This is a genomic window from Aquihabitans sp. McL0605 (assembly GCF_049993875.1).
GTDB lineage: Bacteria > Actinomycetota > Acidimicrobiia > Acidimicrobiales > Iamiaceae > Aquihabitans.
The window spans coordinates 1,674,194-1,686,154 of sequence record NZ_CP188252.1 but is presented as its reverse complement, the minus strand read 5'-3'; the positions used below and the strand labels follow the sequence as shown (position 1 = coordinate 1,686,154).

The 11,961-nt window shown below is 69.8% G+C and carries 12 protein-coding genes and 4 tRNA genes; 10 read left to right on the top strand and 6 right to left on the bottom strand.

Going from position 1 to position 11,961, the window contains the following annotated elements:
• The first annotated feature begins 21 nt into the window (after positions 1-21).
• Positions 22-107, top strand: a tRNA-Tyr gene (locus ACPPVX_RS07605).
• Between the two features lie 280 nt (positions 108-387).
• Here the strand turns inward: ACPPVX_RS07605 and ACPPVX_RS07600 are convergent.
• From ACPPVX_RS07600 to ACPPVX_RS07585, 4 genes are all read right to left on the bottom strand, one after another.
• Positions 388-1,266: a hypothetical protein gene (locus ACPPVX_RS07600; protein WP_426574291.1), complete on the bottom strand. Its 879-nt coding sequence runs from the start codon at positions 1,264-1,266 to the stop codon at positions 388-390.
• Between the two features lie 81 nt (positions 1,267-1,347).
• Complete coding sequence (locus ACPPVX_RS07595; RefSeq protein WP_426574290.1) at positions 1,348-3,003, bottom strand: AAA family ATPase; 1,656 nt, start codon at positions 3,001-3,003, stop codon at positions 1,348-1,350.
• An 88-nt stretch (positions 3,004-3,091) separates the two neighbouring features.
• On the bottom strand, positions 3,092-4,126 hold the full coding sequence (locus tag ACPPVX_RS07590; RefSeq protein ID WP_426574289.1) for a hypothetical protein: 1,035 nt from the start codon (positions 4,124-4,126) through the stop codon (positions 3,092-3,094).
• A gap of 34 nt (positions 4,127-4,160) precedes the next feature.
• Positions 4,161-5,483, bottom strand: coding sequence for a hypothetical protein (locus ACPPVX_RS07585; RefSeq protein WP_426574288.1), 1,323 nt, complete (start codon positions 5,481-5,483; stop codon positions 4,161-4,163).
• A gap of 174 nt (positions 5,484-5,657) precedes the next feature.
• On the opposite strand from ACPPVX_RS07585, the gene ACPPVX_RS07580 reads away from it, so the two are divergent.
• The 3 genes from ACPPVX_RS07580 to tuf all read left to right on the top strand — a co-directional run bounded on the left by ACPPVX_RS07580 (position 5,658) and on the right by tuf (position 7,080).
• A tRNA-Thr gene (locus ACPPVX_RS07580) sits at positions 5,658-5,730 on the top strand.
• Between the two features lie 15 nt (positions 5,731-5,745).
• Positions 5,746-5,822: transfer RNA gene (locus tag ACPPVX_RS07575), tRNA-Met, on the top strand.
• A gap of 70 nt (positions 5,823-5,892) precedes the next feature.
• The gene (tuf, locus tag ACPPVX_RS07570; RefSeq protein ID WP_426574260.1) at positions 5,893-7,080 is read left to right on the top strand and encodes an elongation factor Tu; all 1,188 of its coding nucleotides are present in this window, start codon (positions 5,893-5,895) and stop codon (positions 7,078-7,080) included.
• 192 nt (positions 7,081-7,272) lie between these two features.
• Here the strand turns inward: tuf and ACPPVX_RS07565 are convergent, their stop codons facing one another.
• Positions 7,273-7,683, bottom strand: coding sequence for an anti-sigma factor family protein (locus tag ACPPVX_RS07565; RefSeq protein ID WP_426574287.1), 411 nt, complete (start codon positions 7,681-7,683; stop codon positions 7,273-7,275).
• Positions 7,673-8,284, bottom strand: coding sequence for an RNA polymerase sigma factor (locus ACPPVX_RS07560; RefSeq protein WP_426574286.1), 612 nt, complete (start codon positions 8,282-8,284; stop codon positions 7,673-7,675). Before ACPPVX_RS07560 ends, ACPPVX_RS07565 begins: the two co-directional genes overlap by 11 nt.
• Before the next feature lie 192 nt (positions 8,285-8,476).
• Here ACPPVX_RS07560 and ACPPVX_RS07555 point away from each other — a divergent pair.
• From ACPPVX_RS07555 to rplJ, 6 genes are all read left to right on the top strand, one after another.
• Positions 8,477-8,549, top strand: a tRNA-Trp gene (locus ACPPVX_RS07555).
• A gap of 37 nt (positions 8,550-8,586) precedes the next feature.
• Entirely contained in the window at positions 8,587-8,889 is a 303-nt protein-coding gene (gene secE, locus ACPPVX_RS07550) for a preprotein translocase subunit SecE (RefSeq protein ID WP_426574285.1), read from the top strand.
• A gap of 37 nt (positions 8,890-8,926) precedes the next feature.
• Positions 8,927-9,721, top strand: a complete 795-nt coding sequence (nusG, locus tag ACPPVX_RS07545) for a transcription termination/antitermination protein NusG (RefSeq protein WP_426574284.1) — start codon at positions 8,927-8,929, stop codon at positions 9,719-9,721.
• A 79-nt stretch (positions 9,722-9,800) separates the two neighbouring features.
• A complete protein-coding gene (gene rplK, locus ACPPVX_RS07540) occupies positions 9,801-10,226 on the top strand; it encodes a 50S ribosomal protein L11 (protein ID WP_426574283.1) in 426 nt (141 codons plus the stop codon).
• 86 nt (positions 10,227-10,312) lie between these two features.
• The gene (gene rplA, locus ACPPVX_RS07535) at positions 10,313-11,017 is read left to right on the top strand and encodes a 50S ribosomal protein L1 (protein ID WP_426574282.1); all 705 of its coding nucleotides are present in this window, start codon (positions 10,313-10,315) and stop codon (positions 11,015-11,017) included.
• A gap of 229 nt (positions 11,018-11,246) precedes the next feature.
• Positions 11,247-11,960, top strand: coding sequence for a 50S ribosomal protein L10 (gene rplJ / locus ACPPVX_RS07530; protein ID WP_426574281.1), 714 nt, complete (start codon positions 11,247-11,249; stop codon positions 11,958-11,960).
• Position 11,961: the final 1 nt, after the last annotated feature.

The window sequence follows — 11,961 nt, the reverse complement described above, 5'->3', positions numbered from 1 at the left end:
GACGCTACGATCGTTCGTCCTGGGTCGGTGCCCGAGTGGCCAAAGGGAACGGGCTGTAAACCCGTCGGCTTATGCCTACGTTGGTTCAAATCCAACTCGGCCCACCAATGAAGAAAGCCCCGCCGACGGCGGGGCTTTCTTCATTCGTGGGCCGAATCCTTCCTTGGTCTTCTCGTTCTCTCTGCCTCTTCCGCGGTGAGCTGGACCCCTTGCCTGCGGGCTTCGCCCTGGGCTCACCCCTGCCCTCTCCTCCGGCTCTGCGGCCTCCTTCGTCGGCCGGGGCCGCTTGGGCCCTCGCCTTCGGCGAAACCGCTGGCGCTCGCCGGCCGCGCCTTGCTGGCGCCCCGCCTTGGGCTGGCCTCGCGGTGCGCTCGCCCGCTCGGTCGGTCAGGGCTTGAGCTTGTAGGTGTACTGGTCGGTGTGGAGGAAGCAGGGGGGCGGGGGGATGACCGCCACCCGGAGGAGGTTCGTGACCGGGTCGAAGTCGACGCCCTCGGCCTCGAAGCCGTGCTGGCACGTGCTGAACAGCGGCAGCTTCCCGAGCTGGGTCACGGTGCCCGTGGTGTCGGTGCCGTCGAGCGCGGCGGGGAGGGTGATGCGGACCAGCCGCTTCTGCGCGTCGTCCACCGAGCACAGGAGCGAGGTGGGGGTCTGGAAGTCGCAGCCCTGCACCTGGTCGAGCGGGGTCGAGAGCGAGATCTGGGCGGCCAGCGCGAGCGGCCGGTCGCCGCTCGGGACCGAAGGGTTGAGGATCGGCATCGGGAACACGAGCAGCCGGCCCTCGGTGTCCCACTCGCCCGACACGAGCCACTGCCCGTCGGGCGAGATCGAGGCGAAGCTGTTGTTGCCCTCCTCGCCACCGTCGAGCGCGTGGGTGTACCGGAACGAGCGGTGGTTCGGCGTGACCACCCGGAACATCTTTCCGGCGGTGAAGTCCGACGCCTGGTACGGGTACACCACGAAGCCGCGGAGCGAGTCGGGATCGCCGACGTGGGTCCAGCCATCGTCGCTGAACGCCTTGTCGATCACCTCGCCGCCGTACACCAGGCTGAGCGTCGGCTTCCCGGTGGTGGGGGAGGTCCGGTACACGGTGGCGACGCCCTGGTCCTGGGTGATGCTGTTCAGCACGTGGTGAGCCGCGGGGGTGAAGCCGGTGATCGTCACCTTCGTCCACGGCTCCGGTGGCTGGCACGCGGCGAGCAGCAGCACGAGCACGCCTGCGATGGCGGCCGCCGGCGCGGCCCGTCGGCACCTCGATCGTCCCATGCGTCTCCCCCTCGTGGCCGACCCACCCTAGATGGGCGACCGGGTCTCGGCCCCCCGGCACGTGCCGCCGAGCCGAGGCGGTCAGCCGGGGTGGATGATGACCAGCTGGTGGGCGGCGCGGGAGGCGGCGAGGTAGATCTGGGCGGCGTCCATGCCGTCGGTGTCGACCACGACGGCGTCGTACTCCACGCCCTTGTGGCTCCAGGTGTCGTCGCTGGTGATCAGCGCCGTGTTCGGCCACTCGGCGGCCAGGTGGTCGAGGCGGGTCGAGGCGGTGGCCCGGTCGCCGGGCGCCTCCTCCACCGCCACCCCGGTGGGGCGGATGCCGAGGAGGTGGACGGCGTCGATGCCGTGGGCGGCGGCGTGGTCGTTGAGCCAGTCGGCGATCTCCGCCGACATCCGGTACGCCGTGGCCATCTCAGCGGGCGGAACCTCCAGCAGGTCGGCGGCGGCTCGCAGCCCGAGCCCGTTGGGGGTGGATCGCTGGGCGTCGTCGCCGACGAGGGTCAGGCCGGTGGACCGGCGCTGCACGGCCCGCAGCTGCAGGAGGCTGAGGTCTTGCGCCTCATCGACGATGACGTGGCCGTAGGTGGCCGGCACGCCTTCGACCCGGGCCCGCACCTCGTCGAGGAGCGCTCCGTCCTTGGGATGGGGGAGCCAGGCGTCGATCAGATCGGCGTCCATGCCGAGCGACTCGAGCACCGGCCGGGAGCGCAGGCGGCGCATGGCCTGGTCGGTGGTCATGGGGGGCCAGACCTCGGCGGCCGCCTTGCTGACGTCGCCGACCTTGAGACCGTGGGCGTTGGCCAGGCGGCCGACGAACGCCTTGCGGCGGTCTCGCCAGGGGATGGCGCGGCTGCCGATGCGCTCCATGAGCTCGGTGACCTCGTCGATGCGGATGCGGGTCAGGCCCACCCGGATCTCACCCGGCTCGAGCAGCCCGGCCTCGAACCGGTCGAGCACGTCGAGCCAGCGCGGGTCGCTGCCTGCGGCGGTGGACGCGCCGAGCAGGCGGTCGAACGTGGTCTGGACGATGCGGGCCTCGCCCAGGGTGGGCAGCACGGCCGACACGAACCGGAGGAACTTGTCGCTGGGGCCGACGACCAGGATGCGCCCGGCGGTGAGGCGGCGGTCGTTGTAGACGAGCCACGCCGCCCGGTGGAGGCCGACCACGGTCTTGCCCGTGCCCGGCCCGCCGCGCAGCACCAGCTTGGCGGTGGGGTCGAGGCGCACCAGGGCGTCCTGCTCGGACTGGAGCGTGGCCACGGCGGCGCGCATCTCGGTGCCGCGGCTGCGGGACAGCTCGCCGAGCAGCGGAGAGGACCCGCTCACCTCGCCCGAGGTGAAGTCCTCGATGAACAGGTCGGTGATGGAGCCGACGTAGGTGACGCGGCGCTCGAGGCCCATCGGGTGGTCGAGGCCGGCCTGGTAGAAGCCGCCCGCGAACGGCGCCCGCCAGTCGATCACGAGCTGGTCGCCGTCCTGATCGATCCCGTAGAGCCCGACGCGCCAGGGCTGGTCGTCGTCGATGCGGCCGAACACCACCAGCTCCTGCTGGAGCTTCTCGATGGCGCCGCGGACCACCGCGTCGATGTACTCGTCGGCCAGGGCGTCGGCGCCGCCGCCGGAGATGCCGTCGAGCGCGACCAGCTTGGCCTGCACGGCGGTGCGGGCGCGCACCAGCGCGTCGCGCTCGCCGTCGAGGTCGACGGTGGTGCTCGCGGTCGGGCCGGTCATGCGTCAGGTCCTCGGGACGGGTTCAGACAGGGCGAGCGACGCTACTCCCCGCGGTCGACCGGGGAAAGGGGTGCCAGGGAGCGGCCGCTCAGGCGGACCGGCGCGAGACGGAGCGCCTCGCCTTGTGCACCGCCCGCCGCCCGAGGCGGCGCCCGGCCGTGGACGCGCTCCGGACCCTGTCGCCGGCCGTCGTGAGGACGCCCCGGACGCCGTACAGCTCGGGGTGCTCCGATCGGCGGTTGGCCTCGTACGCCGGGTCGACGATCCCGGTCCGGAGCCGGTCCGGATCGTCGCGGATCGACGCCGGTGAGTTCCACGGCGTCAGCTCGACGCGATCGAAGAACCAGTGGGGGGTGCGCCGCACGCGGTCGCCCCAGGCCGCGGATGCGGGGCGACGGTTGCAGCGGAGCGCGGCCAGCAGGTCGTCGCGGCTGTACCCGGCGTGGGCCTGGGTGTCGAGCTTGCGCATGACCTCGTCGGTCGGCAGGCACGACGAGTACTCGAAGCCGATCACGTCGGCATCGCTGGCCGATGGCAGCTGCAGGTTCCGTCCCTGGCGCACCGCCCCCACCGTCGTCCCGGCCCGGAGGTGGCCGACGCGTACGGCCGCGCAGCCGAGGATGGGCTCGTAGCGGTTGTCGATGTCGTACCAGTAGCGGATGAACGGGATGTCGACGATGGTGTCGCCGTTCGTGAGCAGGGTGTCGAGCGCGGCCCGGCGGCGGTCGTCCCGCCCGTCGAGGTGCTCATCGGTGTCCGAGCAGAAGACCCAGGTGTCGTCGTCGAGGGCGAGGACGTCCGCCATGGCGAGGTCGCGCTGCCAGCGCTCGTGCTCGAAGGCGTCGGTGTCTCGGCCGCCGCCGTGATCGGGTGGCGTCAGCGGGCGGTCGGCGGTGATCACCTGGATCCGGTCCCGGTACGGCGCGAAGCGGTCGTCGCCGGCGATGAGGTCGGCGGCGTGCAGGCCCTTGTACGCACCCTGGAAGGTGTACGAGTTCTCGACGATGATCCACCGGTCGACGAGGCCGTCCTCCGCCTCGAGCTTCAGGAGGAGCAGGTCGGCTTCGTACGGCTCGCTGAACGGGAACGTGTCGACGAGCCGGACCGCAAGGGGGATGGGCACCCGCGGATGATAGGTCTGGCCCCTCGGCGGGAAGTCAGACCGCGAGGTCTCGGGAGGCCGCGCCGGGGCGCTGGCTGGGCTGCGTCGAGATCGACGGCTCCACCAGCGCCACCTCGCCGGTGAGCGCCTCGAGGCGGGCCCAGGAGGCGACCTCGTCCTGATCGGTGAGCAGGATCACCTGCGGCGTGCCGGCCGATCGGGCGAGCAGCTCCATCAGCGTGAGCTTCGTCGACGGCGCCACCTCGGTGAACGGGTCGTCGAGGATCAGGGGCAGGCTCTCGCCGCCCGATCCGAGGGTCCGGAGCCGTCCGAGGTGGCTGATGAGCGACTGGGCGAGCGCCGTGGTCTCCTCGTCGAGCGCCGGGGCGGTGGTGGAGATCTGACCGAGGTTCGAGAGCTCGCGGCGCAGGCGGGCTGCGGTCTCGATCTCCTCGTGGTGGGAGAGGGCCCACTCGACGCTCACGTCGCCGGCCAGTCGAGTCCAGCGCATGGCCGCGGCCCGGTGGTCCTCGGCGACGGCGAGGCGCCGGCGGCGCGACTCGGTGTCGTCCATCATGTCGTTGACCCGGCCGACCACGTAGCCGAGGTAGGAGTTCACGCCGGCGTCGGCGAGCGCGCTCTGCTCCTGGCGCTGCACCGCCTCGACCCGGGCCCGCAGCATGAAGGCCATGAGGACGGTGATGAGGCCGATGGCCAGGATCGGTACGGCCATCCCGGGGCGCACGAGGGCGACGGGCATGGCGGCGAGGAGGGAGACGGCGCAGACCATCGACGCGTCGCGGCGGAGCCGGCGGTGCTGGTCGAGGACCGCCTCGAGGGTGTGGTGGTGGCGCTCGATGCGGGCCACCAGCTCGGCGTCCTCGTCGAGGTCGCGGGACTCGCCGAGGGCCCGGAGCTCGTCCTCGGTGATCCGCACGCGGGCGGCGGTGGACCAGAGCTCGGTCTGATCGAGCTCGCTGAGGCGCTGGACCACGTCGTCGCGCTGGGCGTCGCGGTTGAGCCCGATCCGGTCGAGGTGCAGGGCGTCGTTGGCCTTGCGGGCGTCCATGCCGTACCGGCCGAGGACGTCGAGGCGGCCGTCGCCGCCCCGGAACTCCTCGCTCACATCGGAGCCGCTGGTCAGGTCGATCACCCGGTGGCCGCCCGAGGCGGGCCGCAGGACGGCGAGACGTCGGCCACGGTCGTCGGTGAGCTCCAGGTTCACGCCCGTGCGGGTGCTCCCGAGGCCGCCGATCAGCTCTGCGACCAGGCCCTTTCGTGCAGACGCGTCGACGCCGGCGACCACCGTCAGGCGCGGGTGGAAGCTGAGCGAGAACGTGGTCGCGCCCTCCTCGATGACCAGACGGGTGTACTGCACCGCGCACCATCGGCCTCCCGACCTGGATGTTGAGCGGTTGGTGGGCCGAACGGCCCAGATTCGTGCCCCTCGCGGGTGACGCCGGCATCACCTTCGGAACCGGCTTTCGTCCTCCTGGGGACCCCTGGCTATGCTGACGAACCGGTCCGAGCGCCCCTTGGGTGCGCGGCCCTCGCCTCCTTAGCTCAGTCGGCAGAGCGCTTCCATGGTAAGGAAGAGGTCGTGGGTTCGATTCCCACAGGAGGCTCGCAAGCCAGTACCTGGCGGCGTAGCTCAGTTGGTCAGAGCACTCGGCTCATAATCGAGTTGTCGCCGGTTCGAACCCGGCCGCCGCTACCAATCGCCCGTGTGCCGTCGCCGGTGCCGGGGGAGACGTCAAGCAAGTCCGTCATCTCGCAAGGAGCATGTCATGGGTAAAGAGAAGTTCGAGCGGAACAAGCCGCACCTGAACATTGGCACGATGGGTCACATCGACCATGGCAAGACGACGTTGACGGCGGCGATCACCAAGACGCTCCATGATGCGGATCCGACGACGGCGTTCACGCCGTTCGACATGATCGACAAGGCTCCGGAGGAGCGGCAGCGGGGGATCACGATCAACATCTCGCATGTGGAGTACGAGACGGCGAACCGTCACTACGCGCATGTGGATATGCCGGGTCACGCGGATTACATCAAGAACATGATCACGGGTGCGGCGCAGGTCGATGGGGCCATTCTCGTGGTGGCGGCGACGGATGGTCCGATGCCTCAGACTCGTGAGCATGTGCTGTTGGCTCGTCAGGTCGGGGTGCCGTCGATCGTGGTCGCGTTGAACAAGTGCGACATGGTCGATGATGAGGAGCTCCTCGAGTTGGTGGAGATGGAGGTCCGTGAGCTGTTGACGGAGTACGAGTTCCCTGGTGATGACACGCCGGTGGTTCGGGTGTCGGCGCTCAAGGCGCTCGAGGGTGATGCGGATGCGGCGGCGCAGGTGTTGGAGTTGATGGCGGAGGTCGATTCGTTCGTGCCGGAGCCGGTGCGTGACATCGATAAGCCGTTCTTGATGCCGATCGAGGATGTGTTCTCGATCACGGGTCGTGGGACGGTGGTGACCGGCAAGGTGGAGCAGGGTCAGATCCACACGGGTGATGAGGTGGAGATCGTCGGGATCAAGCCGACGCAGAAGACGACGTGCACGGGTGTGGAGATGTTCCGCAAGCTGCTCGATGAGGGCATGGCGGGCGACAACATCGGTGCGCTGCTTCGTGGCACGAAGAAGGAAGAGGTGGAGCGGGGTCAGGTGCTGTGCAAGCCGGGCAGCATCACGCCGCACACCGACTTCGTTGGTGAGGTGTACGTGTTGACGAAGGAGGAGGGTGGTCGTCACAAGCCGTTCTTCGCGAACTACCGGCCGCAGTTCTTCTTCCGGACCACGGATGTGACGGGGACGATCACGTTGCCGGAGGGCACCGAGATGTGCATGCCGGGTGACAACACGTCGATGACGGTGGAGCTGATCGCGCCGATCGCCATGGATGAGGGCCTTCGGTTCGCCATCCGTGAAGGTGGCCGCACCGTGGGCGCCGGCCGCGTCATCGAGATCCTGAAGTAGCCCGTCGCTCGCCTCGGCGAGCACCGGCCCGCAGGACCGAACGAAGCGAAGGGGCGCCTCCGGGCGCCCCTTCGTCGTTCCCGCCCACGAGGTCGTCGCGCCGCCCGGCCAACAGGTCGATGACCGCGGCGCGCACCCGGGGGCCGAGGGCCGCGGTGGGCGGGTCGCAGAAGGGTCGCGAGATGCCGGGGCTCAGCCCGCGAGGGGCAGTCGGCCCTTGCGGCCGCGGCTCACGAGCACGATCGCCGCCCCGGCGCCGGCCGCAGTGGCGGCGGCGGCGATCCCACCGATGTAGGCCACCTTGCGGCCCGTGAGGGTGGCGCGGACGGCGCTGCGCTCCCCGGCGGCCTCGAGGGTGGCGATCACCTCGGTGACCAGCCCGGTTGGCACCGCCATGGGGGAGGTGCGCAGCGCCTGCATGGCGCGGAGGAGCTTGCGGTACTGGGCCAGCTCGGCCTGGCAGCGCAGGCAGCGCTCGACGTGACGGCGATCGGTGCGGTCGAGCTTGCTGGTGCCGTCGACCACGCCCGGCAGCAGGTCGGCCATGGCCTCGCAGGACGCCGGCGCGGCGGTGCCTCGATCTCGGATCAGTTCAGACAGCACGGGCGTGCTCCTCGGGGTCGAGGTGGGTGGCTTCCCCGGCGAGGGGGAAGACCTGGGCCCGCAGGCGCTTGCGGGCCCGGTGGAGGCGGACCTTCGCCGCCGACTCCGAGATGCCGAGCTCGTCGGCGATCTCGGCGTGGTTGAGGTCGTAGATGTCCCGCAGCACCACCACGGCGCGCAGGCGCGGCGGTAGGTCGGCGATGGCGGCCTCGAGCTCCTGGCGCAGCAGGGAAGCGTCGGCCGCGATGGCCGGATCGTGTTCGGGCTGGGAATCGGGCACGTCTACCTCCTCGTCGAGCTCGTCGTGCCGGTGCCGGCGCCGCCGCCCGAGGTGGGTGGAGGCGCAGTTGGCGGTGATGCGGTAGAGCCAGGTGGAGAACTGGGCGTCACCCCGGAACTTCCCGATCGACCGGTAGGCCCGCAGGTAGGCCTCCTGGACGACGTCTCGGGCGTCCTCGTCGTCGGAGACGAGGCGACGGGCCAGGGTGAACGTGTCGGCACTGGTGCGCTTGACCAACTCCTCGAACGAGGCCGCGTCGCCAGATCTGGCCGCTTCGACCAGCTCGTCGACGCTTGCGCTCGGGGGGTGGACCAACCGCATCGGCGGTTCAGACCCCGGAGTGACCGAGAGGGTTACCGCGTCTGACCCCGCATCAGGGCGAGCATCGTCGGTGGCGTCCACCCGTCCAGCCTGGCACGAAATCGGGCCTGGTCCGAAGCCCCGTCGGACCTGGCCGCGAGTTGGTCGCCCCCTGGGTTCGGCGTAAGGTGGTCAGCCGAGCAAGAACCCCCAAGGGCAGTAGCTCAATTGGTAGAGCACCGGTCTCCAAAACCGGCGGTTGCGGGTTCGAGTCCCTCCTGCCCTGCTTTTCAGATCCAGTCCCCCACGCGCCGAGGCCAGCCATGGCGATGAACCGAGAGCACAAAAGACTCCTCCAGCGCCAGGGTCAGCTTGACGCGGAAGGGAACCAGAAGGCCACGCGCCGGCCCGCGCCGTCCGCCACCGCGCCCAAGGAGCCCCGCACCAAGCCGCGCGAGTTCGTGCGCGAGGTGAACGCCGAGCTGCGCAAGGTGGCGTGGCCGTCGCGCCGCGAGACCCTGAGCCTCTCGTTCATCGTGCTCATCTTCCTGATCGTGATGACCACCTTCATCGCCATCCTCGACTACGGCTTCTCCAAGTCCGTCCTCTGGATCATCAACCAGTGACCTCCGGGTCTCGCCCTCTGCCAACGGTGCCAACCACATGAGCTTCGACAACAACGACACGCCCAGCGAAGACGCCCCCGAGGCGGTCGACGCCGTCGACGCGCCTGCCGAGGGCACCGATGTCCTCGTCGACGCCGAGGCCGCCCCCGCTGGCGAGCCGGCCGACGAAGCCGCGCCGCTGGTCGATCCCGAGACGGGCGAGATCCTCGCCCCGGCCCCCGCCGCCATCGACGCCGAGGACCTCATCGCCGAAGAGGCGCCCGTCGTCGACAACCCGGCCAACCGTCCCGGGAAGTGGTTCGTCGTGCACACGCAGTCGGGCTACGAGAAGAAGGTCAAGCAGAACCTCGAGGCCCGCACCTCGTCGATGAACATGGAGGGCCGCATCCACGAAGTGGTCATCCCCATGGAAGAGGTCACCGAGTTCAAGGGCGGCAAGAAGGTCGTCGTCCAGAAGAAGATGTTCCCGGGCTACCTCCTGGTGCGCTGCCACCTCGACGACGACTCCTGGTACGTGATCCGCAACACGCCCGGCGTCACCGGCTTCGTCGGTCAGGGCACCAAGCCCTCGCCGCTGCGCCGCAAGGAGGTCGAGACCTTCTTGTCCATTCCGGTCGAGGGCGACGAGCGCCAGGCCGCCGGCACCAAGACCCGCACCCGCCTCGAGTGGGAGATCAGCGAGACCGTCCGGGTCAAGGAAGGCCCCTTCGCCGACTTCAGCGGTGAGATCGTCGAGATCAACGAGGACCAGCTCAAGGTCAAGGTCCTGGTCAACATCTTCGGCCGTGAGACCCCGGTCGAGCTCGACTTCAGCCAGATCGCCAAGCTCTAGCCCACGCGGCTTGGGCAACTTCTTGCCCGCGCGCTTAGGCTGACCCGTCCCCAAAATTTCGTAGGAGCACTGAACCCCCATGGCCAAGAAAAAGGTCAAGGCCGTCGTCAAGATCCAGATCCCCGCTGGACAGGCCACCCCCGCACCGCCCGTCGGCACCGCGCTCGGCCCGCACGGCGTGGCCATCATGGACTTCTGCAAGGCGTACAACGCCCAGACCGAAGCCAACCGGGGCACCATCATCCCCGTCGAGATCACCATCTTCGAGGATCGCTCGTTCACGTTCGTCACCAAGACCCCGCCGGCCGCCGTGCTGCTGCGTGAGGCCGCCGGTGTCGCCAAGGCGTCGTCGAACCCCGGCAAGGAGTCCGGTGGCTCGGTCACCGCGGCCCAGATCGAGGAGATCGCCAAGATCAAGCTCCCCGACCTGAACGCCAACGACCTCGACGCCGCCAAGAAGACCGTCGAGGGCACCGCCCGCTCGATGGGCCTCTCGGTCAACTGATCCCCGCACCCGCAGCCGCGGGTGCTCCACCAACGGCTCGACCGGGACGACCTCGCCCGGCGGCCTTACCCCTGAGGGAGCCAACCATGGCGCAAGGCAAGAAGTACTCCGACGCGATCAAGCGCTACGACACCGAGGCGCTGCACGGCATCGCCGAAGCCCTCGGCCACGTGAAGGCGCTGGCCCCGGCCAAGTTCGACGAGACCGTCGAGCTCGTCGTGCGCCTCGGCGTCGACCCCCGCAAGGCCGACCAGATGGTGCGCGGCACCGTCGCCCTCCCGGCCGGCACCGGCAAGGACGTGCGCATCGCGGTGTTCGCCACCGGCGACGCCGCGGCCGCCGCCCGCGAGGCCGGCGCCGAGTTCGTGGGCGCCGACGACCTGGCCGCCGAGGTCGAGGGCGGCATGCTCGACTTCGACCTGGCCATCGCCACCCCCGACCAGATGCCCGTCGTCGGTCGTCTCGGCCGGGTGCTCGGCCCCCGTGGCCTCATGCCCAACCCCAAGACCGGCACCGTGACCACCGATGTGGCCAAGGCCGTCGCCGAGTTCAAGGGCGGCAAGGTCGAGTACCGCACCGACCGCTACGGCAACGTCCACGTGCCGCTCGGCAAGGTGAGCTTCAGCCCCGATGCGCTCGAGGAGAACTTCCGGGCCGTGCTCGACGAGCTCCAGCGGGCCAAGCCGGCGTCGGCCAAGGGCCGCTACCTCAAGAAGATCTCGGTCAGCTCCACCATGGGCCCCGGCATCAAGATCGACAGCGGCCGCCTCAAGCCCGAGGTCGCCGTCTAGGACTTCCCGGGGGTCACCGTCTACGGTGGCCCCCGCACAACCTGCAGTACGCCGAAGACCTCCGGTGCGCCCTCGGGCGCTGAAAGGGCCCACGGGCCCGCCAGATGAGGCGGACGACATCTCGATCTCGTCTGTTTCATTGGGTGTTCGCGCATTGCGGACACCCAATTCGCATTTTCGGAAGCGACTGCCTCCGAAACCCAACACAGACAGATGAGAGGAGGTGCCCATGGAGAACCCGAGACCCGAGAAGGTCGCTGTGGTCGACGAGGTCCGAGCCAAGCTCGAGGAGTCGTCGGCGGCAGTGCTCACCGAATACCGGGGGCTCAACGTGTCGGCAACTGCCGACCTCCGTCGTGCGCTGCACGACGCGGGGGGCGAGTACAAGGTCTACAAGAACACCCTGGTCCGCATCGCGGCCCGGGACCTGGGCTTGGAGCTCGACGACCTGCTCACCGGCCCCACAGCCATCGCCTTCGTGTCCGGAGACGCCGTCGGCGTCGCCAAGGCACTCCAGGACTTCGCCAAGACCAACCCGGCCCTCGTGGTCAAGGGTGGCCTGCTCGGCGATCAGGTCCTGAGCGAAGGCGATGTGAAGGCGCTGGCAGACCTGGAGCCCCGAGAGGTGCTCCTCGCCAAGTTCGCCGGCTTGCTCGCAGCCCCGCTGCAGCAGTTCGCCGGTCTGCTCGAGGCCCTGCCCCGCAACTTCGCCTACGGCCTCAAGGCCCTCATCGACCAGGGCGGCGCACCCGGCGCTCCTGCCGATGCTCCGGCCCCCGCAGCGGAGGAGGCCCCCGCGGCCGAGCCCGAAGCCGAGGCTGCCACCCCCGAGGCTGAGGCTGACGCCCCCGCCGAAGAAACCCCTGCGGAGGCTCCGGCCGCTGCAACCGAAACCGATACCGATCAGGCCGAGGACTCGGCCGACACCGAACAGGAGAGCTGAC

Excerpts from the sequence above, each read along its gene's own strand:
- rplK (WP_426574283.1), top strand. The coding sequence starts at position 9,801 with ATGGCCAAGAAAAAGGTCAAGGCCGTCGTCAAGATCCAGATCCCCGCT.
- nusG (WP_426574284.1), top strand. The coding sequence starts at position 8,927 with ATGAGCTTCGACAACAACGACACGCCCAGCGAAGACGCCCCCGAGGCG.
- secE (WP_426574285.1), top strand. The coding sequence starts at position 8,587 with ATGGCGATGAACCGAGAGCACAAAAGACTCCTCCAGCGCCAGGGTCAG.
- rplA (WP_426574282.1), top strand. The coding sequence starts at position 10,313 with ATGGCGCAAGGCAAGAAGTACTCCGACGCGATCAAGCGCTACGACACC.
- ACPPVX_RS07595 (WP_426574290.1), bottom strand. The coding sequence starts at position 3,003 with ATGACCGGCCCGACCGCGAGCACCACCGTCGACCTCGACGGCGAGCGC.
- rplJ (WP_426574281.1), top strand. The coding sequence starts at position 11,247 with ATGGAGAACCCGAGACCCGAGAAGGTCGCTGTGGTCGACGAGGTCCGA.
- tuf (WP_426574260.1), top strand. The coding sequence starts at position 5,893 with ATGGGTAAAGAGAAGTTCGAGCGGAACAAGCCGCACCTGAACATTGGC.
- ACPPVX_RS07560 (WP_426574286.1), bottom strand. The coding sequence starts at position 8,284 with ATGCGGTTGGTCCACCCCCCGAGCGCAAGCGTCGACGAGCTGGTCGAA.
- ACPPVX_RS07600 (WP_426574291.1), bottom strand. The coding sequence starts at position 1,266 with ATGGGACGATCGAGGTGCCGACGGGCCGCGCCGGCGGCCGCCATCGCA.